Annotated in this window: 21 protein-coding genes; 5 read left to right on the top strand and 16 right to left on the bottom strand. The window is 67.4% G+C overall.

The window, feature by feature from the left end; all coding sequences use genetic code 11:
• Positions 1-45: 45 nt before the first annotated feature.
• The 5 genes from HF877_RS12470 to HF877_RS12450 all read right to left on the bottom strand — a co-directional run bounded on the left by HF877_RS12470 (position 46) and on the right by HF877_RS12450 (position 3628).
• The gene (locus HF877_RS12470; protein WP_169621495.1) at positions 46-1083 is read right to left on the bottom strand and encodes an enoyl-CoA hydratase/isomerase family protein; all 1038 of its coding nucleotides are present in this window, start codon (positions 1081-1083) and stop codon (positions 46-48) included.
• A gap of 58 nt (positions 1084-1141) precedes the next feature.
• Positions 1142-1816, bottom strand: a complete 675-nt coding sequence (locus HF877_RS12465; RefSeq protein WP_169621494.1) for a pyridoxal 5'-phosphate synthase — start codon at positions 1814-1816, stop codon at positions 1142-1144.
• A gap of 56 nt (positions 1817-1872) precedes the next feature.
• Entirely contained in the window at positions 1873-2307 is a 435-nt protein-coding gene (locus HF877_RS12460) for a VOC family protein (RefSeq protein ID WP_169621701.1), read from the bottom strand.
• A gap of 99 nt (positions 2308-2406) precedes the next feature.
• The gene (locus HF877_RS12455; RefSeq protein WP_169621493.1) at positions 2407-2892 is read right to left on the bottom strand and encodes a nuclear transport factor 2 family protein; all 486 of its coding nucleotides are present in this window, start codon (positions 2890-2892) and stop codon (positions 2407-2409) included.
• A 130-nt stretch (positions 2893-3022) separates the two neighbouring features.
• Positions 3023-3628: a TetR/AcrR family transcriptional regulator gene (locus tag HF877_RS12450; protein WP_169621492.1), complete on the bottom strand. Its 606-nt coding sequence runs from the start codon at positions 3626-3628 to the stop codon at positions 3023-3025.
• 97 nt (positions 3629-3725) lie between these two features.
• On the opposite strand from HF877_RS12450, the gene HF877_RS12445 reads away from it, so the two are divergent.
• The 3 genes from HF877_RS12445 to HF877_RS12435 are packed head-to-tail and all read left to right on the top strand — an operon-like array spanning position 3726 to position 7197.
• Complete coding sequence (locus tag HF877_RS12445) at positions 3726-5249, top strand: acetyl-CoA acetyltransferase (protein WP_169621491.1); 1524 nt, start codon at positions 3726-3728, stop codon at positions 5247-5249.
• Positions 5246-6040: an enoyl-CoA hydratase-related protein gene (locus HF877_RS12440; RefSeq protein ID WP_169621490.1), complete on the top strand. Its 795-nt coding sequence runs from the start codon at positions 5246-5248 to the stop codon at positions 6038-6040. The genes HF877_RS12445 and HF877_RS12440 overlap by 4 nt, the downstream gene beginning before the upstream one ends.
• A 2-nt stretch (positions 6041-6042) precedes the next feature.
• Positions 6043-7197, top strand: coding sequence for an acyl-CoA dehydrogenase family protein (locus HF877_RS12435; RefSeq protein WP_169621489.1), 1155 nt, complete (start codon positions 6043-6045; stop codon positions 7195-7197).
• A gap of 60 nt (positions 7198-7257) precedes the next feature.
• On the opposite strand, the gene HF877_RS12430 is transcribed toward HF877_RS12435, so the two are convergent.
• The 4 genes from HF877_RS12430 to mgtE form a co-directional block, all read right to left on the bottom strand.
• Positions 7258-7722, bottom strand: a complete 465-nt coding sequence (locus HF877_RS12430; protein ID WP_169621488.1) for a DUF6069 family protein — start codon at positions 7720-7722, stop codon at positions 7258-7260.
• Between the two features lie 98 nt (positions 7723-7820).
• Positions 7821-9617, bottom strand: coding sequence for an ABC-F family ATP-binding cassette domain-containing protein (locus HF877_RS12425; protein ID WP_169621487.1), 1797 nt, complete (start codon positions 9615-9617; stop codon positions 7821-7823).
• 29 nt (positions 9618-9646) lie between these two features.
• Positions 9647-10582, bottom strand: coding sequence for a 4-(cytidine 5'-diphospho)-2-C-methyl-D-erythritol kinase (locus HF877_RS12420; RefSeq protein ID WP_169621486.1), 936 nt, complete (start codon positions 10580-10582; stop codon positions 9647-9649).
• 66 nt (positions 10583-10648) lie between these two features.
• On the bottom strand, positions 10649-12007 hold the full coding sequence (gene mgtE / locus HF877_RS12415) for a magnesium transporter (RefSeq protein WP_169621485.1): 1359 nt from the start codon (positions 12005-12007) through the stop codon (positions 10649-10651).
• 81 nt (positions 12008-12088) lie between these two features.
• Between mgtE and HF877_RS12410 the strand changes: the two genes are divergently transcribed.
• A complete protein-coding gene (locus tag HF877_RS12410; protein ID WP_169621484.1) occupies positions 12089-13090 on the top strand; it encodes a YafY family protein in 1002 nt (333 codons plus the stop codon).
• Positions 13091-13149: 59 nt separating this feature from the next.
• On the opposite strand, the gene HF877_RS12405 is transcribed toward HF877_RS12410, so the two are convergent.
• The 7 genes from HF877_RS12405 to HF877_RS12375 form a co-directional block, all read right to left on the bottom strand.
• Positions 13150-13356, bottom strand: a complete 207-nt coding sequence (locus HF877_RS12405; RefSeq protein ID WP_169621483.1) for a cold-shock protein — start codon at positions 13354-13356, stop codon at positions 13150-13152.
• Between the two features lie 368 nt (positions 13357-13724).
• Entirely contained in the window at positions 13725-13931 is a 207-nt protein-coding gene (locus tag HF877_RS12400) for a cold-shock protein (RefSeq protein ID WP_072699748.1), read from the bottom strand.
• A gap of 232 nt (positions 13932-14163) precedes the next feature.
• Positions 14164-15060: a 16S rRNA (adenine(1518)-N(6)/adenine(1519)-N(6))-dimethyltransferase RsmA gene (gene rsmA, locus HF877_RS12395; RefSeq protein ID WP_169621482.1), complete on the bottom strand. Its 897-nt coding sequence runs from the start codon at positions 15058-15060 to the stop codon at positions 14164-14166.
• Positions 15061-15119: 59 nt separating this feature from the next.
• Complete coding sequence (locus tag HF877_RS12390) at positions 15120-16265, bottom strand: resuscitation-promoting factor (RefSeq protein ID WP_169621481.1); 1146 nt, start codon at positions 16263-16265, stop codon at positions 15120-15122.
• Positions 16266-16580: 315 nt separating this feature from the next.
• Complete coding sequence (locus tag HF877_RS12385) at positions 16581-17009, bottom strand: DoxX family protein (protein WP_169621480.1); 429 nt, start codon at positions 17007-17009, stop codon at positions 16581-16583.
• 113 nt (positions 17010-17122) lie between these two features.
• Positions 17123-18181 (bottom strand): maleylacetate reductase, encoded by a 1059-nt coding sequence (locus HF877_RS12380; protein ID WP_169621479.1) that lies wholly within the window; start codon positions 18179-18181, stop codon positions 17123-17125.
• A gap of 43 nt (positions 18182-18224) precedes the next feature.
• Positions 18225-19055: a TatD family hydrolase gene (locus HF877_RS12375; RefSeq protein WP_169621478.1), complete on the bottom strand. Its 831-nt coding sequence runs from the start codon at positions 19053-19055 to the stop codon at positions 18225-18227.
• Between the two features lie 21 nt (positions 19056-19076).
• Here HF877_RS12375 and metG point away from each other — a divergent pair, with 21 nt between their 5' ends.
• Positions 19077-20633 carry a methionine--tRNA ligase gene (gene metG / locus HF877_RS12370; RefSeq protein WP_169621477.1) on the top strand — a complete coding sequence of 519 codons (1557 nt, stop codon included), beginning with the start codon at positions 19077-19079 and terminating at the stop codon, positions 20631-20633.
• The last annotated feature ends 52 nt before the right edge of the window (positions 20634-20685 follow it).

Genomic DNA, 20685 nt, shown 5'->3' with positions numbered 1-20685 from the left:
CATCCCCGGCGGCGCGGCACGACGCGCGCGCTGCCGGAACGCCGGTCAGTTGTCCAGCAACGCTACGATCGACGCCTGATCGACGTCCCCGAGCGTGGCAGGCGACCACTGCGGATTGCGATCCTTGTCGACGAGCACGGAGCGAACTCCCTCCGCGAAGTCGGGTGTGAGGGCGATCCGCACCGCGACCCCGAGTTCCCGGGTGAAGCACTCCTCCAAGGTGCTTTCGGCACCTCGCCGCAACAGTTCCGCGGTGACCCAGACACTCGTCGGCGACAGCGCCGTCAGCGCGTCGCGTGTCTTCTCCGCCCAGGCGGTGTCGATATCGGGGTCATCGGAGAGACGAGCCAGCATGTCCAGCACGGTCCCGTCACCGAAGACCGCCTCGATGTCGGTGAAACGCCGCGCCAGATCCGATTCGGGGGCCGGTTCGACGTACTCGTCGAGCGCATCCTGCCAGTGCCCCGCCCTGATCCGGTCGGCCAGTTCGCCGATGCGTGCGCTCGGCACATAGTGCGTCGCGAGTCCGACCGCGAGTGCGTCCCCCGCGTCGATCCGCGCGCCGGTGGTGCCCAGGTACATGCCGACGGCGTCGCAACGCGCCGTGGTTCCGCGCAGCCGGGGAAGGAAGTGACTCGAACCGACGTCGGGAATGAAACCGATCGCCGTCTCCGGCATGGCGAAGGTCGACTTCTCGGTCGCGATGCGCATTGCTCCGTGCACCGAGATCCCCAGTCCCCCACCCATCGTCACGCCGTCGAGCAGCGCCAGGTAGGGCTTGGGGTAGGTCGCGACGAGCCGGTCGAGCCGGTATTCGTCCGAGAAGTAGCCGCGGACGGTGTCGGCGTCGCCCTGCACCGCCGCCTCCCGCACCGGCTTGATGTCACCCCCCGCACAGAACGCGCGATCGGACAGGCTGGTGACCAGGACGGCCGTGATCTCTGGATCGTCGCGCCATGCCTCCAGCGGGGCGTACATATCGCGGATCATCGACCGGTCGAGCGCGTTGAGTGCAACCGCCCGGTCGAGCTGCACCTCGCCGACACCATTGGCGACGCGTGTGCGGATGAAGGAGTCGTTCACGGGCCGGAGCCTACCGGTCGTCCGCCCGTAGTGCGGTATGCCCGGGCCGGTTCCCGCCCTACGGAAACAGCTGTTCGTGCGTCCACGTCGTACCGTCGCGGCGGTAGCGCAGCCGCCGGTGCCGGCGGCCCGGGTCGGCCTGCCAGAACTCGACGGTGGTGGCCTCGAGACACCACGCTCTCCAGTGGGGCGACACCCACGCCGGATCGGCGTCCAGCGCCTCGAGCCGCTCACTCACCACACGGTCGTAGTCACGCGGGTCGTCGAGGATCTCACTCTGCAGACCGGTCGACGCGACCGCACGGGCCAGCGGCGACCGTTCGACGAAGTCGCGGCCACACACTTCGGAGCCGCCGGAACGCACCGGCCCCCGCACCCTGATCTGACGGCCGTGCTCACGCCAGTAGAACGTCAGTGCCGCAGCGGCCGTCGCGCCCAGGTGGCGTCCCTTCGGGGACCGGTCGTCGCCCGAGAACCACCAGCCGTCCGCGGTGACATCCTTGAGCAGCAGGGTCCGGGCATCGGGCACCCCGTCCTCGTCGACGGTCGACAGCGTCGTCGCATGCGGCTCTGCGATGCCGGCGTCCACGGCGTCCGTCAGCCACTGCAGAAACAGATCCTGGGGTCGCGGGGTCACCGGACGCTCCGGCGGTGGCTGCGTGGCGAACACCGGGATCGCCCTGACCCAGGCGCGTACGTCGGGGTACTTCTCGAGGTGCGGGATCTCGGCCACCCGGGAAGCGTAACGGCCCGAGGTCGGATAACGGCCCGAGTCACGGGGCGACGAGGTCAGTCCTCTCCCGTCGCCGCGTCGCCGGTGAGCGGACCCACCAGCATCCACCGGTGACCGAACGGGTCGAGCAGGGTCGCGTTGCGATGACCGTGGCTTTCGTTGATCCAGCGTTCCACCGACCCTCCGGCGGTGCGGGCGCGGGCGAGAACGGCGTCCGCGTCGCCGACCGGAAGCATCAAGCTCACCGAGGTGGCGCCGGACTGGGGCGCGGTCAGTCCCATCTCGGGAAACTCCTCGGCGAGGTACACCATCCCCGTCGGAAGGCTCAGTTCGGCGTGACCGATCCGCCCGTCCTCCATCACCACCGGGTCGCCGACGAGCGAGGCGCCGAAAACACCGGTGTACCAGTCGATTGCGTCACGCGCTCGGGAGACGGTGAGGTACGGGAGAGCGCCGGCGGCGGGAAAGTCGTCGTCAGGGTTGGTCGGCATCTCCGGATGATCTCCCTTTTCCGATGTGTTCGTCATGACCCCAGTCTTCGCGCCGGCGGCTCACTCGTCTTGGACGATTGGGAACACTTCCCAGACCGCTCACGAGGCGCGGGGCTGATTTGTCAGCATCGCCCACCGGTTGGTGGTCAGCCGGAAGTTCGGGAGGTCGGACAAGAAAGTCACCGTCTCCCAGTTACGTTCGTAACCGGTGTGGCAGATGCGCCAGTTCCCGTCGTCGCCCAGGATGTAGCGATCGAAGTAGTGCGCCGACCCCCGCATCATCATTCCGTCTTCGGGCACCATGATGGTGTCGGCCAGAAGCCACACGCCCGTTGCGGTGGTCCCGTCGGGTCCGATTTCGATCTCGGGATGACTGCAGTGATGTTCGGTGACAATGCGGGTGCCGAGCGTGTTCTCGAGGAACCCCAGAAAGGCGTCACGCGACTCGAAACTGAGATGCTCGCCGTACACCGCGGTGGCGTCGGGCATCAGGGTGGCGGACAGTTCGGTCCACGATTTGGTATCCAGCGCTCGCAGGTAGCGGTATTTCAAGCGCTCGATCGCCGCCACCGCCGCCAGATCCATCACGGGCCTCCCGTCACCATGTACCTGCAGGTACCGCTCCAAGGTTAGTCCGGAATTGTTTCGGCGGGCGTGCAATTCGGAGACTCGGAGACCGGCTCGATTGCGGTTCGGTCACAGCGCCGGGCCCGGATCACGGCGGAGGACGAAGCCCGCGAACGGTGGTCTCGACGACCAGCTCGGCGTACGCGTCGTCCTCCGCCGGCTCGGGTGTCGTCAGGGCGAACAGCGCGTGACTCAGGACGGCACCGGTCACCAATTCGAGAAGCAATGTCGCCGACGTGTCCGCCGGCAGATCGCCGCGCTCGACGGCCCGGTGCACGATGGTGCGCGCCGCGAGCAGACGGCTCTTGTTGAGGGTGTGGGTCAGGCGCGCGAGCAACTCGGGATTGACCCGGGCGTCGAGCGCGACGCGAAGACTGACCAGCCCGGGCGTCGTGCGATACCCCTGCAGCAATTGGCGGGCGAGCTCGACGAGATCCGAGCGGAGATCCCCGGTGTCGATGGGCACCGGGAGGGGGCTGCGTGCCTCGAGCGCCTGGACGAGCAAATCGTCCTTGCTCTCCCAGCGGCGGTACAGCGCGGCTCTGCCCACTCGTGCCCGCCTGCCCACGGCATCGAGGGTGAAGCCGCGCCAGCTCGTCTCCGAGTACACCTCGAGTACCGCGTCGAACACCCGGTCCTCGAGGTCGGCGTCGCGGGGCCGCCCGCGGCGGCGCGGGGCTGCTACATCTGTCACCACCCGAGTGTGCCAGACCTGGTCCACATATACAGACTGAAACAGTCCGTATTAGGCTGTGGACGTCCCTCCCCGACGAAGTACTCGAAGGAACGCCATGACAGACCCCACCCGGGTTCCCGTCGTGATCGGCGTCGGCGACCTGCGCTCCGGCCGCGCCGGTTCGCCCGCCGACCCACGCGAACCGCTCGACCTCATTCATGAGGCCACCGCGTCCGCGTTGACCGACACCGGTGTCGATCGCGACGCTCTCGTCTCGCGCATCGACACCATCCGGGCCATCAAGACGGCAAGCTGGTCCTACGACGATCTGCCCGGCCTTCTCGGCGAGCGACTCGGCGCGCGAGCCGTCCACACGTCGACGACCCCCATCGGTGGGCACTGGCCGGCGGCACTGCTCGACCGCATCGCGCACGACATCGCGCACGGCACGAGCGGTGTCGCGTTGCTCGTCGGCGGCGAAGCCCAGGCCTCGGTGACCAACGCCTTCAAGCAGGGCACCGATCCGGCATCGCTCGGCTGGACGACCGCTCCCGGCGGCCCGCCCGCGTTCGATCCCGACGACCTCGGCAGCCCCGCCATGCAGCGGGCCGGAATGATCGCTCCCACCCGGGTCTACCCGCTCTTCGAGAACCGGCTCAGCCACGAATTGGGACACACGCGCGAGCAGTCGATCGACTGGTCCGCCGAGCTGTACGCGGCGTTCTCGGAGATCGCCGGCGACAACCCGGCTGCATGGAACCCGACCCTGCGCACCGCCGACGACATCCGCACCGCCGGACCCGGCAACCGCATGGTCACCGACCCGTACCCGCTGCTGTGCAACGCGATGCCGTTCGTCGACCAGGCAGCCGCCGTGGTCGTCACCTCGCTCGCGACGGCCCGGGAACTCGGCGTCGCCGACGACCATCTGCTCTACGTGTGGGGTGGCGCCGGAGCCACGGAGACCCCGGACGTCCTCGCCCGGGCAGAACTCGGCCGCTCCGCCGCGCTCGCGGATGCCCTGCGCCGCACCCTCGAGGCCACCGACCTTCGGCCCGCCGACTTCGACATCGTCGACGCGTACAGCTGCTTCCCGGTGGTACCGAAACTGCTCGTCGAGCACCTGGGTCTCCCGCGCGACACGGTGCCGTCGGTGACCGGTGGCCACTCGTTCTTCGGTGGACCGCTCAACAGCTACACGCTGCACTCGGTGGTCGCGGTCGCGCAGCGGCTCCGCCGGGACGGCGAACTCGCCCTCGTGCACGGCAACGGCGGCTACCTGACGTACCAGCACGTCGTGGTGCTCGGATGCGCGCCGCACACCGAAGGCTACGTCGGAAATCCCGAGCACGTGCAGATACCGCCGTCCGCACCCGACGCCGCACAGGACTACTCCGGTGAGGTCGAGATCGTGACCGCCACCGCGGAATACGGCCGCGACGGCGCGCCGTCCGTCGGATTCCTCGTCGGCACCACGACCGACGGCCGGCGGGTATCGGGACACACCGACGCGGAAGGGGCGCGGCTTCTTTCGGCAGGCGCGGACCTCATCGGCACCGTCGTCCACGTCACCGACCAGGGCGGGCAACTCACCGTGGCCCGCATCGACACCCCTTCCTCCGAGGAGCACCCGCAGTGACCGAACCGATCGTTCTCGTCGAGCAGCGCGACCACACGCTGATCGTCACCATCAACCGCCCCAAGGCCGCGAACAGCATCAACGCCGACGTGCACCGGGCGCTCGGAGAAGCATGGGAGCGGGCCGCCGACGACCGCACCGTGCGCGCCGTCGTGCTGACCGGTGCGGGTGACGCCGTGTTCTGCGGCGGCGCCGACCTCAAGGCACTCGGCACCGCCGGGCCCGACGGGGTCACCCCGCCCGAGACCGCACACTGGGGATTCGCCGGTGTCGTCAAGCACCACATCGCGAAGCCGATCATCGCCGCTGTCAACGGCACCGCACTCGGCGGCGGCACCGAACTCGCCCTCGCCAGCGATCTCGTGGTCGCCTCCGACACAGCCGAATTCGGTCTCCCCGAGGTGCACCGCGGGCTCATCGCCGGCGCGGGCGGCGTGTTCCGCATCGGACAGGCGATCCCGCGGGCGATCGCGATGGAACTCGTCCTCACCGGGAAGCCGATGCCGGCCGCCGACGCGCTGCGCTGGGGCCTCGTCAACCGGGTCGTGCCGCAAGCCGACGTGCTGACCACCGCGCTGGATCTCGCCGCACAGATCGCGGCGGGGGCACCGCTGGCCGTACAGGCGAGCAAGACGGTGGCACGCGGGATCGTCGACGGTCATGTCTCCGCGGAAGACCATTCGTGGGACCTGACCGAAAAGGCCCTCGCACGGCTCACCACCAGCGCCGACACCCTCGAAGGCGTCATGGCCTTCATGCAGAAGCGTGAACCCGTCTGGAAGGGCGAATGACGATGACCACCACCGAAGCGCTGCGCTGGGACACCGACGAGCAGAAGGCACTGCGGCAACTCGCCGCCGACTTCACCCGCAAGGAGATCCTCCCCCATCTCGACACGTGGGAGCGTGAGGGTTCCATCCCGCGCGAACTCCATCGCAAAGCCGCGGACGCCGGACTTCTCGGGGCCTCCGTCGCCGAAGAGCACGGCGGTTCCGGTGGCAACGCCCTCGACATGCTCACGATTCTCGAGCAGATCATCCTCTCGGGCGGATCGTCGGGCCTGATCTCCGCGCTGTTCAGCCACGGAATCGCGACCCCGCACATCATCGCCTCCGGCAACACCGACCTCATCGACCGGTACGCGCGGCCCGCGCTCGAAGGCAGGATGATCGGGTCGCTCGCCATCACCGAGCCCAGCGGTGGTTCCGATGTCGCGAACATCCGCACCACCGCTCGCCGCGAGGGCGACGAGTACGTCATCAACGGCGCCAAGCTGTACATCACCTCGGGCACCCGCGCGGACTTCGTCACCACCGCGGTCCGCACCGGCGACGCGGGCGCCGGCGGTATCTCGTTGATCGTCGTTCCGACCGACACACCGGGTTTCACGGTCTCGCGCAAGCTCGACAAGATGGGCTGGCTGTGCTCGGACACCGCCGAACTGTTCTACGACGACGTGCGTGTCCCCGTCTCGAACCTCATCGGTGCGGAGAACTCCGCCTTCGGCCAGATCGCCCAGCAGTTCCAGGGTGAGCGGCTGTCGCTGGCCTTCCAGGCCGTCGCCACCGCGCAGCGTTGCTTCGATCTCACCGTCGACTGGGTCAAGTCCCGCGAGACCATGGGACGGCCGCTGTCGAAGCGGCAGGTCGTGCGGCATCGCCTCGCAGAACTCGCCACCGAGATCACTGCGGCACAGACATTCTGCCGCTCGGTCGCGGAACGCTGGGCCAACGGCGAGGGCATGCTGCTCGAAACGTCCATGGCGAAGAACAACGCCGTGAAGGTGTGCGACACCGCCGTGATGGAGGCGGTTCAGCTCGCCGGCGGCATCGGCCTGATGCGCGAGAGCGAGGTCGAGCGCCACTTCCGCGACGCGCGCGTCCTCGGAATCGGTGGCGGCACAACCGAGATCATGAACGAGATCATCAGCAAGCTGCTGGGCTTGTAACCCTGCGGATGTGAACCGATATGCCGGCGGCCGAGGACTTCGGCCGTCGGCATATCGCTGTCAACGCAACGTCCGGCGGTGTCCCGCACGGCCACGGTGCCGCAGAACTTCGAGTCCCGCCACCGCTGCCGCCGCGACGACCACGTGCATCGTCACCAGCGCGGCAGTGCTCGCGGTGTCGAAATCGGCCACGACGGTCCCCTGGATCGTGGCGAGGGGCAGCAGTGCCCCCACGACCTGCGCGATCCGCAGGAACCCGCTCCACCACAGACTCAGCAGTGCCGCGAGGGCAAGTCCGGCCGCGAGCGGGCCCGCGGTCATGAGCACGACACCACCGGGCGCCGCCGAAGCCACGGTCCCGGCGTCGGTGTGCTCGAACGAACCGCCCGCGGCGAGTCCGACGAGCCACACGACGAGATTGACCACGAGCGCAAGCAGCACGGTCGCCACCACGACGACGAGCCTGTCCGGAACGCGCACAGCGGCGGAGACAGAAGACGATCGAGAAGTTTCGGACGCAGTCATGAATCCTCCTGAAGGGTGCTGTCATTCGACGACACCCATCGTCCGACCTCGAGTCGGCTCGAGGTCAAGACCTCGACCGCGCCCGGTGACGGTGGAGGTCAGCCCACGTCTTCGGCGAGCTCCATCCACTGCTCCTCCGCGGCTTCCTTCTCCGCGACCACCTCACGAAGCTCGGCATCGAGCTTCTGCAGCTTGTCGGGATCGGTAGCGGCCTCGGCCAGACGGACGTGCAGCTTCGCCTCGCGCTCGTCGAGCTTGGCGATCGCCCGTTCGAGGCGCGAGAGTTCCTTGCGAGCCGCCCGCTCGGCTGCCCCGTCGCGCTTCGCCGGCGTCGCTCCCCCGGTGTCACCCGGCTTGGAGACGGTCGACGCCACTGACACCACGCCCTCGTCGCCCATGGCCGCGCGCCGGCGGAGATATTCCTCGATGCCGCCGGGAAGGTTGGTCAGCTTGCCGTCACCGAAGAGCGCCCACGTCGAATCACAGATGCGCTCGATCAGGAACCGGTCGTGGCTGATGACGACGAGCGTGCCGGCCCAGCCGTCGAGCAGGTCCTCGAGCTGCTGCAGCGTATCGATGTCGAGATCGTTGGTGGGCTCGTCGAGCAGGAGAACGTTGGGCTCGGCCATGAGTACCCGCGTGAGCTGCAGTCGGCGTCGCTCACCTCCGGACAGGTCGCCCACCGGTGTGCGCTGCCGTGCCGGTGTGAAGCCCAGACGCTCCGCGAGCTGGCCGGCCGAGACCTCCTTGTCGCCCAGCATGATCCGCTCGGCCACATCCTTGACCGCGTCGAGTACCCGCATGTCGGTGGGAAGGTCGTCGAGTTCCTGCCGCAGCCAGCCGATTTCGACCGTCTGCCCCTGGATACGCCGGCCCGACGACGGTTCGAGTTCCCCGGCGAGGGTGCGCAGCAGGGTCGTCTTGCCCGACCCGTTGACGCCGACCAGACCGATCCGCTCCCCCGGTCCGAGCCGCCACGTCAGGTCGTGCACGAGTTCGCGGCCGTCCGGGGTCGTCAGGGTCGCGTTCTCGAGTTCGATGACGACGCGGCCCAGCCGACGCTTGGCGAACGAGGCCAGCGCCACCGAGTCGCGCGGCGGCGGCACGTTCGCGATCAGCGCCTCCGCCGACTCGATGCGGTAGCGCGGCTTCGACGTACGGGCCGGTGCCCCGCGACGCAACCACGCCAGTTCCTTGCGTGCGAGGTTCTGGCGCCGTTCCTCCATGGCGTCGGCCTGGCGCGACCGCTCGGCCCGCGCGAAGATCCAGTCGTTGTAGCCACCCTCGTAGGTTTCGACCTTGCCGCCCACGACCTCCCAGGTCCGGGTGGCCACGGTGTCGAGGAACCAGCGATCGTGGGTGACGACGACGAGGGCACTTCGCCGGGAGATCAGATGCTCGGCGAGCCACTGGACACCCTCGACGTCGAGGTGGTTGGTGGGCTCGTCGAGCACGAGCAGATCGAGATCCTGAACGAGGGCGGCCGCGAGCGCGACCCGGCGGCGCTCGCCACCCGACAGCCCGTCCACGACGGCGTCCAAGCCGAGCTTGTCGATGCCGATCCCGGTCAGCACGGACCGGATCCGCGAGTTGCCGGCCCACTCGTGGTCTGCGACGCCGAGCGGTCCGAGAACCACTTCCGCGACCGTCGATCCGGGGGGCAGCACACCGCGCTGCGTCACCACGGCCATGCGGAGTCCGCCGACCCGGCTCACGCGGCCGGAATCGGGCTCCTCCACGCCGGCGAGGACCTCGAGCATGGTGGTCTTTCCGCCGCCGTTGAGACCGACCACGCCGATGCGCTCGCCCTCCTGCACGCCCAGAGACACCGATTCGAGCAGCGGCTTGACGCCGAAGGACTTCGAGACCTGTTCGAGATTGATCAGATTCGCCACGTGGAGCATTGCCTTCCGGAGTGTTCAGTTCAGTGATGTGCGATATCGGTGTCGAGCACGACGCGGGCGCCCGGCACCGGGCCGGTTGCGAGGCGCACCGTGCGGCACACGCCCGCCCCCGCCAGTTCGGCGCTCACGGTGACCGCGGCGTGATGGTCGGCGACGAGGAACGCGCACGTGGGGCCCGAGCCGGACACCAGCCCGGCAAGAGCACCGGCGTCGACCCCGGCCCGCAGGGTGCGACGGAGTTTGGGGTCGAGCGACAATGCCGCGGCCTGCAGGTCGTTACCGAGCAACGGTGCGAGTTCGTGCGGGTCGCCGGACGCGAGCGCCGACAGTACGTCGTCGGAGTCCCCGACGCGCGCCGGATCGCCGCCCGCGCGCAGGCTGTCGAGCTCGCGGAAGACCACCGGCGTGGACAGGCCGCCCTTGGCCAGCGCCAGGACCCAGTGGAATGTTCCCCGCGTGAGCACCGGCACGAGCTGTTCGCCGCGCCCGGTGCCGAGTGCGGTGCCGCCGTGCAGGCAGAACGGCACGTCGCTGCCGAGCTGGGCGGCGAGCCCGTCGAGATCGTCGCGTGACGCGCCGAGCCCCCACAGGGCGTCGAGTGCGACGAGGGTCGCAGCCGCGTCTGCGCTGCCGCCCGCCATCCCGCCGGCGACCGGAATGCCTTTGGCGATGGTGATCGCCACCTCGGGCGCACGCCCGGCGCGTTCGGCGATCAGCTCTGCGGCGCGCCACGCAAGGTTGGTCGAGTCGGTGGGCACCGCCCCGGCGTCGGCGCCCGAGACGTGCACGCTGAGCCGGTCCGAACCCACCACCGAGACTTCGTCGTACAGCGACAGTGCCTGGAAGACGGTGTGCAGATCGTGGTAGCCGTCCGGGCGCAGATCGCCCACCGCCAGATGCAGATTGACCTTGGACGGGGCCCGCACGGTGACGGGAGCGGGAACGACGGAAAGCACGAGTACACAGCTTACCCGCGCGACGGCAAGGCCCCGGACCACGCGTGCGGTACCACACTCCGACTCTCAGATGCCGAGGACCACTTTCGCGATCATGAAGTACACGAGCAGACCCGTGGCGTCGACGAACGTCGTGATGAACGGGTTGGAGAACACCGCAGGATCGGCACGGACCGCGCGCGCCAGCATGGGCATCACTCCACCCACCGACGCGGCCATGGTGCAGATACTGAGCAGGGTCAGCCCGATCACCAGACCCAGCGACGGCTCGTAGAGCACGGTGACCAGGACGAAGCCCACCGTCCCGAGTAGCAAACCGAGCGACAAGCCCACACACAGTTCGCGAACGAACACCTTTCCCAGATCGCGCGGAGTCACGTCGTTGAGCGCGAGCGCACGCGTCACGGTGGTCGCCGCCTGGTTCCCCGTATTGCCGCCCGTGCCGATGAGGAGGGGGATGAACAACGCCAGCGCGACCATCTGCCCCAGCGTGGCCTCGAAGACCTCCAGAACCTGCACGGTCAGCGATGCACCGATCGCCAGGACGAGGAGCCACACCACCCGGGAGCGCACGATATTGAACACCGGAGTGGCCAGATACGGCTGGCGCAGCGGTTCGGTACCGCTGATGCGCGCCTGGTCTTCGCTGTCGGAGTCTTCGAGGATCCGCAGCGCGTCGTCGAACGTAAAGATTCCGACGAGCCGGGTCTCGCTGTCGACCACGGGCAGCGCGAGCCGCTTGAGGTCGGCGCAGCGCCGCGCAGCCTGTTCGCTGTCCTCGGTGGCATAGGCCCAGTCCGGCCGGCCCGCGATATCGGCGATCACGGCGTCGCGCGGCGCCTTGAGAAGGTCGCGCAAGCTCACCACTCCGACCAGGACCCGCGCCCGGTCGGTCACGGGCAGGGTGTAGATGGTCTCCGCGTCGTCCATCCGCTGTTCGAGTTTGTCCAGCGTCTCGGCGACGGTGAGATCGGGATGGGTGACGATGTACTCCGGGCTCATCCGCCGCCCGATGGATCCGCGCGGGTAACCGAGGATCTCGGCGGTGAGATCGCGCTGGTCGGGCGGCAGACCCTGGAGCAGCTTTCCCGCCACTGTCGCGGGCAGTTCGTCGAGCAGGCCCACCCGGTCGTCGGGCTCGAGTTCGGCGAACAGTGCCGCGACGTCGTCGTCCTGGAGCGCACCGACGAGGCTGCCCTGCAGCGCGGGGTCCAGGCCCTCGAAAACCGTCATGGCGCGATCCTTGGAGAGCAGCCGATACACGATCGCGCGCTGCGTCGGGTCGAGTCGTTCCAGAATCTCCACGACCTGCCCGGTGGTCAGTTCACCGAGCACCGCGGTCAGTGCCGGCAGATCGGTGCGCGAAAGTGCCGTCTCCACCGCTCTGATCGACGACTCGCCACCTGCCACCCGGGACTCACTCACCGTTGCACCCTATCGAAGGAGCACGGATCCGTTTCTTCAACGAGGACAGCTTCGGTCCGCAATACGTGGGATCGTCGAGCCATGCGCGAAACCTCGGCCCGGTTGCTGCGATTGCTGTCGCTCCTGCAGATGCGACGGGAGTGGTCCGGCGCCGAACTCGCCGATCGACTCCGCATCACCACACGAACCGTCCGGCGGGACGTCGAGAAACTGCGGGAACTCGGCTACCCGGTGGACGCGACGGTGGGGGTCGGAGGCGGTTACCGGCTGGGAGCGGGTGCCGAGATGCCGCCACTGCTGCTCGACGACGACGAGGTCGTCGCTGTCGCGCTCGCGTTGCGGTCGGGCGCGTCACATGCGGTCACCGGGATCGGCGACGCCGAAATCCGGGCGCTCGTGAAACTGCGCCAGGTCATGCCGTCGCGTCTGCGGTATCGCCTCGAGGCTCTGCAGGTCGACGTGGTCGACCACGGCCCTGCCGAGTCGGCGGTGGACGCGGGACTGCTGTCGACCGTGGCGTCGGTGTGCCACACCCACGAGAGACTGCGATTCGACTACCGCACGCATGACGGAATCTCGTCGCGGCGCGAGGTCGAACCTCACCGCGTGGTGCGCTCGGGACTGCGGTGGTATCTCGTCGGATGGGATCTCTCGCGGGACGGGTGGCGTTCGTTCCGCGTGGATCGGATGGAACCGAAAACTCCCACCGGTCCCCGTTTCACGCCTCGGGATCTACCACCCGGTGGCGCAACGGGATTCGTCTCCCGAGGGATCGTCAGCGGCACCTCGTCCGTCACAGCACGAGTGCTCATCCACGCGTCGTTCGGAACGGTCGCACCGATGATCGACGAGCGCTGGGGCACCGTCGAACCCGTGGACGACGATCACTGCGCCGTCGGTTTCGACGGAAGCTCGCTGGACTCGATCGCGGAGTGGCTCGCGGCATTCGATCTGGACTTCACCGTGCTCGACCCGCCGGAACTGCGGGAGGCGTGCGGCCGGGTCGCCCGGCATCACGCCGCGCTCGCCGAGCGGTATCTACGCGCGTGCGCCGATACGAGCCGAAACCCGTTGGGCCCATGACAAAAACGGCTGGGCCGGCACCCGAGAACGGGTGCCGGCCCAGCCGGAGAAAGTTGGTGTCAGCCGATAACGGTGACGCCGGTGGCCTGCGGGCCCTTCTGGCCCTGGCCGATCTCGAAGCTCACGCGCTGGTTCTCCTCGAGACTGCGGAAGCCGCCGCCCTGGATCTCGGAGAAGTGCACGAAGACGTCAGCGGAGCCATCGGCCGGAGCAATGAAGCCGAAGCCCTTTTCGCCGTTGAACCACTTCACGGTACCTTCAGTCATTCTGTATTCCTTAAAGCAGGCAGGACGCGTAAACACTGTCCTGTCTCGTCGGGAGACTGTGTGCCTCCCGGGCCTGTCACTACACGATTGAAACGATTCCGTGGTGGCTAATCGCATCCGCTCGCAACCAGAAATGTGCGAGGGGCTAACCACAAACACACTACCTAACGACCAGATTCCATTAGATCACAGATCGGGGCCACCCGCTATGCATGGTGGGTGGGGTCACATCGCACCGCACATCCCGAGCGGGGTGAAACAGGTTGGCGCCCACAGAAATACAACAGATCCAGAAACACAGGTGATCCGGAAATACAGCTGGGCCGGCACCCGAGAACGGGTGCCGGCCCAGCCGGAGAAAGTTGGTGTCAGCCGATAACGGTGACGCCGGTGGCCTGCGGGCCCTTCTGGCCCTGGCCGATCTCGAAGCTCACGCGCTGGTTCTCCTCGAGGGTGCGGAAGCCGCCGCCCTGGATCTCGGAGAAGTGCACGAAGACGTCAGCGGAGCCGTCGGCCGGGGCAATGAAGCCGAAGCCCTTTTCGCCGTTGAACCACTTCACGGTACCTTCAGTCATTCTGTATTCCTTAAAGCAGGCAGGACGCGTAAACACTGTCCTGTCTCGTCGGGAGACTGTGTGCCTCCCGGGCCTGTCACTACACGATTGAGACGATTCCGTGGTGGCTAATCGCATCCGCTCGCAACCAGAAATGTGCGAGGGGCTAACCACAAACACAATATCCAACGACCGAGACCAGTAGACCACATACGACGGCGCCCCACCAGCGTCAGTGAGCTGGATCACACCATTATTCCACGGACGCGAGTCGCACGAACGCGGCGGCGTCGAGCTTCTCCCCCCGCGTGGACGGGTCGATTCCCGCCGCGACGAGGCGACGCTCCGCTTCCGCGGGAGAGCCCGCCCACGTGCTCAGTGCAGCACGTAATGTCTTGCGGCGCTGCGCAAATGCAGCATCGACCGCAGAAAACACCTTCTTGCGATGCGCGGTGTCGGTCGGCCACGGCGGCTCGGCGTACCGATCGACGCGAACCAGTCCGGATTCGACCTTCGGCACCGGCCAGAAGACCGCACGCCCCACGGCGCCCGCTCTACGGACGTCTCCGAAGAACCGCGCCTTCACACTCGGCACCCCGTAGATCCGGCCTCCCGGCTCGGCCGCGAGGCGATCAGCCACTTCGGACTGCACCATCACCAATGCCGTACGGATGGAAGGGAACTCGGAGAACAGGTGTAGAAGAACGGGCACTGCGACGTTGTACGGCAGGTTCGCCACCAACGCGGTCGGCGCCGCCGGCAGATCTCGGGGCAGCACCTTCATCGCGTCCATGTGCACGACGTCGAGCCGGTCCACCAGTTCGGGCGCACGCTCCGCGACCGTGCCCGGGAGGCGCTCGGCGAGCCTCGGATCGAGTTCGACGGCCACCACCCGATCGACGACGTCGAGCAGAGCGAGGGTGAGAGAACCCAGGCCCGGCCCGACCTCGAGCACCACATCGTCGCGGTCGACACCCGCGACGTTCACGATGCGTCGCACCGTGTTGGCGTCATGGACGAAGTTCTGTCCGAGTTGCTTTGTCGGACGCACCCCGAACTCCTCCGCGAGCGTGCGGACCTCTGCGGGTCCGAGCAAGGCGGCGAGGCCGCGGGGAGAAGCCGGGGTGGCGTCTGAAGAATCTGCTGGCACGAGGCGAACCTAGCGCACCTGTAGGCGCGTCATGCGCACCGCGAGGTCATCGGAAGGCCTCACCGCAGGCCGAGCTTGCTGGTGCACGAAGGCCATGCACCCCAGCCCTGACCGGCCTGAACCTTCTCGGCGACCGCGATCTGCTGCTCACGAGTCGCAAGGTCGGCGCGGGGAGCGTACTGGGTTCCGCCGAATGCCGCCCAGGTCTGCTGGGTGAACTGGAGACCGCCGTAGAACCCGTTACCGGTGTTGGCAGCCCAGTTGCCCGTGGCCTCGCACTGTGCGAGCGAATCCCAGGTCGAACCGCGTCCCGATGCGGGAGCGGCGGGCGGAGCCGGAGGCGCGGGCTTCGGCTTCGTGCCCACGCGCACCACGGCGGGTGCGGGCTCGGTCAGGACGTTCGATGCGGTTTCGGTGCGTCCGACCTCCACGCCGTTGACGGTGTGCACGTCGAAGGTGATCTCACGCTCGCCCGGCGTACCGGGGTTGTCGTGGGCGATCTCACCTTCGAACATGCCGGGATCGTCGACCCTGTTTTCGGGCTGACCGATGGGCATGCGCTCGGTGCGGGACTCGACGCGGTCGCGGGTCACCACCACTTCCATGCCTTCGGCAAGCGGGGCGTCGAGCGGGTGATTGACCGAGTCGGCCTGCTCGAGGGACAGGTTCTGGCTCTCGAGGAGATCGCCGACGGTGGGCGCGGCGACCCGGACCTCTGCGGCGGGAGCGCCGTTGTCGGCCAACCGCACATTCTTGGGGCTCACGACCTCGAGATCAGAACCTTCGAGGGGCAGACGATGCGAACGCGATGCCGACACGTAGACGTCGTCGCCCAGCCGGAACTGGTCGAGCGCCTCGTCGACAGTGAGTGCCGTCGTCCACACCGAGCGGCTCTCCCCGTCCACGGTCAGCTGGATCTCCCGGGCCCGACGCAGCACGAGCGTGTCGCCGTCGAAGACCTTCGCATCGACAGCGGGCGCGACGACATCGTGCTCGCCGACGGCGTAACCGGCGTCCTCGAGAATGTCGCCGACGGTGGAGCTCATGGTCCCGAAGGCCCTGGTCTCTCCGTCGATGTCGAGCGTCAAGTCTTTATGCTTGACGACCGCTGTTATCCCACCTGCCACAAGCGTCACAAGCAGTGCGGCGATCACGGCGAATAACACCGGGGATTTCGTAGAGTTGATCTTATTGAGAGGTGACACAACAATTCCAGTCAGAAGACGACGGTGATTACAGCACGGTAACGAACCGATATTGTTATGGCAACCCGATGCCCTCTACCTGCGTTTATTACGAAATTCCCGAGGTTACATTTCGTGATTGGAAGCCGCATATAAACGATATGCCGACAATGGTGTGAATGTCCGATATGGGAGGCATGTGACGCGTCTTACAGCTTTCCGATATGCCGATGCATTTCACGGAACATTCGACGGCAAAACCCGCCGAATCTGCGGGAATCGGACAGCAAAAGAGGCTGCGGGTGGTGCACCCGCAGCCTCTCGTCGCCCTCGCGGTTACGCGGCGCGGAGCAGCGGAATCTTCGGCGCGAGGAAGCGGTCCACGCTGAATGCACCCGCCCCGACGACGGCGAGCAGCAGCGCCCCGAGCCCGAGTGCGGTGACGAGTTCGAATCCACCGTCCGCGGCGTACACGCCGTTGTCGACGTGCGCGATGAAGAAGGCACCGGCCATGACGAGGAACAGCAGGACCCCGAACACCGGGACGAGGACGCCGAGGATCAGCGCGAGCCCGCCGAGCACCTCCACCCACGTGGCCACGAACGCGGTGACGGCAGGGATCGGCGCACCCATACCCTCGAAGCCGGCCTTGGTGCCCTCGTATCCCCAGACGTTGAGCTTCTGGAGGCCGTGGACCAAGAAGATGATGCCGATGCCGAGACGGGCGACCAGGATTCCGATGTCGCGAGCGAGCGTGCTGTTCACAGGGGGCCTTTCGATGGGCGGAGCCGACGGCCCCAGCGCTTGACGCGACAAATAGTTGACGCGACAACCAAGCTAACAAAAGATGGTTGTAGGTTCAACTACAAGGAAAAGCCTCACTCCGGTCTGGTGCCCGCGAAGGCCTCTCCCAGCAGACGCCGCACACCCACACTCGTCACCTCACGCGGGTTGGGATAGGGCTTCTCCGTCGCCAGTCGCGCAGCCTCGTCGAGGTCCGCTTCGGCCATACCGAGTTCGGCCAAGGTCGTCGGGCCGCCTGCCGCGGCGATCAGGTCGTACACCCCAGCGGGTGCTGTCGGAGTGACCAGCGCGTCGGCGATCCGTTCCATCACGCGCGGGACCGACACCGCGTTGTACGCCATGACGTGCGGCAGCATCACGGTGTGCACCGCGGCGTGCGGCAGACCGAACGATCCGCCGAGGACGTGACAGATCTTGTGATGCAAGCCCATGCCCACGGAGGCGAGGCAGGTTCCGGCCAGCCACGCGGCGAGCAACAGATCCGACCGGCCCTCGCGGTCCGCGAGATCGGCCCCCAGCGCGGGCAGACCGCGACCGATCGCCGAGATCGACTCGACCGCGAGAGCGTCGACGACAGGGTTCGCATGCTCGGAATACAGTGCCTCCACCGCGTGTGCCAGAGCGTTGATCGCGCTGGTCACGGCCAGGGGAATCGGCATAGTTGCGGTGAAGTCGACGTCGTAGATCACCGTCTCCGGCAGAATCTCCCGAGACGAACGCGTGACCTTCACACCCTCGGACGTCTCGCCCAGTACCGGCGTCACCTCCGAACCGGCATAGGTGGTCGGCAGAATTACCTGGTCCAGCCCGCTACGAAGCGCGAGCGCTTTCGAGAGACCGGTGGTCGAGCCGCCGCCCACCGCGACGATCGCATCGACATAGTGCTCTGCCATGCTCACGATCACACGCTCGGTGACCACGACGGGCGTATGCATCTCCGCCCCGTCGAAGCGCGCAACCATCAGCGGACCGAGAATCTCTTCCACGAGGGTGGCCTGCGCATCCACATGGGCGCCTCCGAGCAGCAGCACCCGCGTGCCGCCGAGTCGCCGAACCTCGTCTGCGACACCCGCTGCGCTCCCCGCCCCGAAGATCACCCGAGAGGGGTGGGAGGTGTGGACGAATGCGCGCATGAACCCTACGGTCTCACGCGGTGGCTGCCCACGTGAGTGTCGTTCACGAAAGTCGGTATACCCGTTCGGCGTTCGCTGTGGTCGCGTGTGCGAGTTCCTCGGCGCTCTCGCCCCGCACCTCCGCGAGCGCCCGCACCGTGTACGGCAGGCAGTACGACTCGTTGGGCGCACCACGGAAGGGGTGCGGTGTCAGGAACGGCGCATCGGTCTCGACCAGCACGAGGTCGGCGGGCACGAGCGGTGCGGCCTCCCGCAGGGCCTTCGCGTTCTTGAAACTCACGGTGCCCGAGAAACTGAGCACGTACCCGGCGTCGACGCACTTGCGTGCCACGTCCGCGTCCGAGGAGAAGCAGTGGAAGATCACGGTCTCCGGTGCGCCCTCGGCGTGGAGCACACGCAGCAGGTCCGCGTCGGCCTCACGGTTGTGGATCATCAACGGCTTGCCCAGGCGCTTCGCAAGATCGATGTGCCAGCGGAACGCGTCTTCCTGTTCCGCGGGTTCGGCGCAGCCGTCGAGCTTGCCCGGCCAGTACAGATCCAGGCCCGTCTCCCCCACCGCGACACACCGCGGATCGGCGGCGAGCGTCTCGATGTCGGCGCGCATCGCGTCGTCGAGGCTGTTGGCACGGGTCGGATGGATCGCCACCGCGGCGAACACGCGCTCGTCCCAATGGGCGGCCTCGACCGCGAACTTCGCGGCATCGAGATCGTCGGCGACGGTGACCACCCGCCCGACTCCCACCGCGGCGGCCCGATCCAGGATGGCGGCGGTGGTCGCGGCGTCGTGCGCTCCGCACGCATCGAGATGCGTGTGGGCGTCCACGAGAGGCGCGAGCGGCTGCGGGGGTTCGGGGGCGGGACGGGCTTTGCTCACGCCCTATAAACTAGCGCCACCATGACTGCGCCTGATTCCTCCCGCCCGCCGTTCTATGTCACCACCGCGATCGCGTATCCGAACGGCGTCCCGCACATCGGGCACGCCTACGAGTACATCTCCACGGATGCGATCGCCCGGTTCAAGCGTCTCGACGGCTTCGACGTCCGCTTCCTCACCGGTACCGACGAGCACGGCCTGAAGATGCAGCAGACGGCGGCGAAAGAAGGAATCTCCGTCACCGACCTCGCGTCGCGCAACTCCGACGTCTTCGAGGCGATGGACAAGGCCCTGAAGATCTCGTACGACAGGTTCATCCGTACGACGGACCAGGACCACCTCGAGGCGAGCGCGGCGATCTGGCAGCGGATGGTCGATGCGGGCGACATCTATCTCGACACCTATGCGGGCTGGTACTCCGTCCGCGACGAGGCCTTCTACACCGACGCCGAGACGACGTTGCTCGAAGACGGGTCGCGCATCTCCACCGATACCGGCACGCCCGTCGAATGGACCGAGGAGTCCACGTACTTCTTCCGCTTGTCGGCGTATCAGGACCGGCTGCAGAAGCTGTACGAGGAACAGCCCGAGTTCATCGCCCCCGCGACCCGGCGCAACGAGATCGTCAGCTTCGTCGCCGGCGGGCTCAAGGATCTGTCGATCTCGCGCACCACGTTCGACTGGGGCGTTCCCGTCCCCGGCAATCCCGAGCACGTGATGTACGTCTGGGTCGATGCCCTCACCAACTACCTCACCGGTGCCGGGTTCCCCGATACCGAATCCGAGTCCTACCGGCGCTACTGGCCCGCCGACCTGCACATCATCGGCAAGGACATCACGCGGTTCCACACCGTCTACTGGCCCGCATTCCTGATGTCCGCGGGCCTCGAACTGCCCAAGCGGGTGTTCGTGCACGGGTTCCTGTTCAACAAGGGCGAGAAGATGTCCAAGTCGGTGGGCAACGTCGTCGATCCCCTCGAGATGGTCGAGCGCTTCGGTCTCGACCAGTTGCGCTTCTTCCTGCTGCGTGAGATCTCGTACGGCCAGGACGGCAGCTACAGCCACGACGCCATCGCGAGCCGCATCAACGCCGACCTCGCCAACGACCTCGGTAACCTCGCGCAGCGCTCGCTCACCATGGTCGCCAAGAACCTCGACGGTCAGGCTCCGACTCCGGGTGCTTTCACCGCGGAAGACGAGGCGATGCTCGCGCAGGCCGACGCACTGCTCGACGAGGTGCGCGCCGAGTTCGACGTGCAGGCACTGCACCTCGGCCTCGAGGCGATCTGGCGAGTGCTCGGCGAAACCAACCGCTACTTCTCCGCGCAGCAGCCGTGGGTGCTCCGCAAGACCGATCCCGAGCGCATGGCGACGGTTCTCTACGTCACGCTCGAGGTCGTGCGTATCGTCGGGATCCTCGTTCAGCCGGTGATGCCCGATTCCGGTGCCAAGATCCTCGATCTGCTCGGCCAGGACCCCGGCGCCCGGCAGTTCGCGGACATCGCCACGCGGCTCGTGCCGGGCACCGCGCTCCCCGCACCGTCCCCGGTGTTCCCGCGCTACGTCGACGAGGACTGAGCCCTCACCAGCAGGTTCGCGACGCCCCACCGGTTCTGTCGGTGGGGTGCGC

Origin of the sequence: Rhodococcus sp. BL-253-APC-6A1W (genome assembly GCF_012843405.1) — a bacterium.
In the GTDB taxonomy this organism is placed as follows: domain Bacteria; phylum Actinomycetota; class Actinomycetes; order Mycobacteriales; family Mycobacteriaceae; genus Rhodococcus.
Note: the sequence above shows the minus strand (reverse complement) of the source record. Positions and strands in the feature narration are given on the sequence as shown.

What these genes read in the sequence shown, in the direction of transcription:
- HF877_RS12460 (WP_169621701.1), bottom strand. Translation starts at nt 2,307, where the DNA reads ATGCCGACCAACCCTGACGACGACTTTCCCGCCGCCGGCGCTCTCCCG.
- HF877_RS12455 (WP_169621493.1), bottom strand. Translation starts at nt 2,892, where the DNA reads ATGGATCTGGCGGCGGTGGCGGCGATCGAGCGCTTGAAATACCGCTAC.
- HF877_RS12445 (WP_169621491.1), top strand. Translation starts at nt 3,726, where the DNA reads ATGACAGACCCCACCCGGGTTCCCGTCGTGATCGGCGTCGGCGACCTG.
- HF877_RS12435 (WP_169621489.1), top strand. Translation starts at nt 6,043, where the DNA reads ATGACCACCACCGAAGCGCTGCGCTGGGACACCGACGAGCAGAAGGCA.
- HF877_RS12430 (WP_169621488.1), bottom strand. Translation starts at nt 7,722, where the DNA reads ATGACTGCGTCCGAAACTTCTCGATCGTCTTCTGTCTCCGCCGCTGTG.
- HF877_RS12410 (WP_169621484.1), top strand. Translation starts at nt 12,089, where the DNA reads ATGCGCGAAACCTCGGCCCGGTTGCTGCGATTGCTGTCGCTCCTGCAG.
- HF877_RS12405 (WP_169621483.1), bottom strand. Translation starts at nt 13,356, where the DNA reads ATGACTGAAGGTACCGTGAAGTGGTTCAACGGCGAAAAGGGCTTCGGC.
- HF877_RS12400 (WP_072699748.1), bottom strand. Translation starts at nt 13,931, where the DNA reads ATGACTGAAGGTACCGTGAAGTGGTTCAACGGCGAAAAGGGCTTCGGC.
- HF877_RS12380 (WP_169621479.1), bottom strand. Translation starts at nt 18,181, where the DNA reads ATGCGCGCATTCGTCCACACCTCCCACCCCTCTCGGGTGATCTTCGGG.
- metG (WP_169621477.1), top strand. Translation starts at nt 19,077, where the DNA reads ATGACTGCGCCTGATTCCTCCCGCCCGCCGTTCTATGTCACCACCGCG.